This is a genomic window from Crenobacter oryzisoli (assembly GCF_030385785.1).
Taxonomy (GTDB): domain Bacteria; phylum Pseudomonadota; class Gammaproteobacteria; order Burkholderiales; family Chromobacteriaceae; genus Crenobacter_A; species Crenobacter_A oryzisoli.
Map to the genome: position 1 here is coordinate 1 of NZ_JAUEDK010000113.1, position 1,093 is coordinate 1,093.

Consider the following 1,093-nt stretch of genomic DNA (forward strand, 5'->3'; position numbering starts at 1 on the left):
ACTCGAACTTGAACTGCTGCGGCGTATTGTCTTTCACCGCCTTGGCCAGCCAGCTCATCTCATCGGCCGTCACCTTCGGTGGACGCCCCGGGATCGGCTTGGCCAGCAGGGCGTTTTGGCCGCCATTGGCAAAGTCTGCTAACCAGCGAAACACCGTGCGCGGGTTGACACCGTAGGCGGCTGCTACGCTTTGCACCGATTGGCCCTCTCGAATCGCCTTGACGGCTTGCTGGCGCATGACCTGGAGGGTGTGGTGGTCAATCCCGCGGGCGTCAGAGTTTCGTTTGCATTTCATGAAGAAAATTATCACATGAAATGGCATTACTTTCTAAAAGGTTAGTAACAGAGACTCCAGCCCTTGAGGCGATCGACCGCCACAAGGGAAGCATTGGGCGACAACTGGCCGAGGCGCTACGCAATTCCATCTCGAGGAGAGAACTTGTTGCCGGCAGGCGCCCGCCTTCTACCTAGGCTCTGGCGTATCCCCTCGGGTTGTCTCGTAAGATCATAAGTGAAGCCTATGAGCAACTGGTAGCGGAGGGCTACCTGAAGGCCCATTTGGGCTCTTTGACATCCTCCCCCGTCTAAAGCCGGGGGATTCCTACGGCGCTCAACCCGGCATCGAGCCGGATTGGGACGCTTCGGTGGGTTCCTGCTGCTGACGGCTTTACCGCACCGTTCACTTCACAAGCTAACCGGGCGTGTCCCGCCCTTACTAGCCTGCAGTTCGTCCACCTTGCTTTCTTGTGCCTCTTGTTCAAAAAACTTTAAACAGACTCTAGGCTGAGGGCCTCTGCACACAGAATTTCTGACACCTGTTCCAAAAAACTTGCTCAAAGTAGAGCAATGGATTTATCCGCACTTCGTTGACGCGGCTTGCGCCGACCAACTGAAGCCTCTTGACGCTCAGTTGCGCCGGAGGAACGTGATTGCAGAATCCGCAGCACCTCGCGGTGCGGCATGAACCGGGCAATAGCCGGGTCATGGAGCCGGTGTTTCACGTTCCGGGCAGCGTTGAAATCCGCTTGGATCACGTCCCCGTTGGCACGGTGAAATTTGTCGCCCACCCGCCTGCCTTCCAGCAAGCCGGTGA

2 protein-coding genes are annotated in these 1,093 nt (G+C 57.2%); both read right to left on the reverse strand.

What is annotated here, in order from left to right; translation table 11 throughout:
* Positions 1–295: helix-turn-helix domain-containing protein (locus tag QU481_RS23720; protein WP_289828410.1), on the reverse strand; the 295-nt coding region annotated here is incomplete at its 3' end.
* A gap of 538 nt (positions 296–833) precedes the next feature.
* Positions 834–1,093 (reverse strand): hypothetical protein (locus QU481_RS23725; protein ID WP_289832394.1); only part of this gene is annotated, 260 nt, incomplete at its 5' end.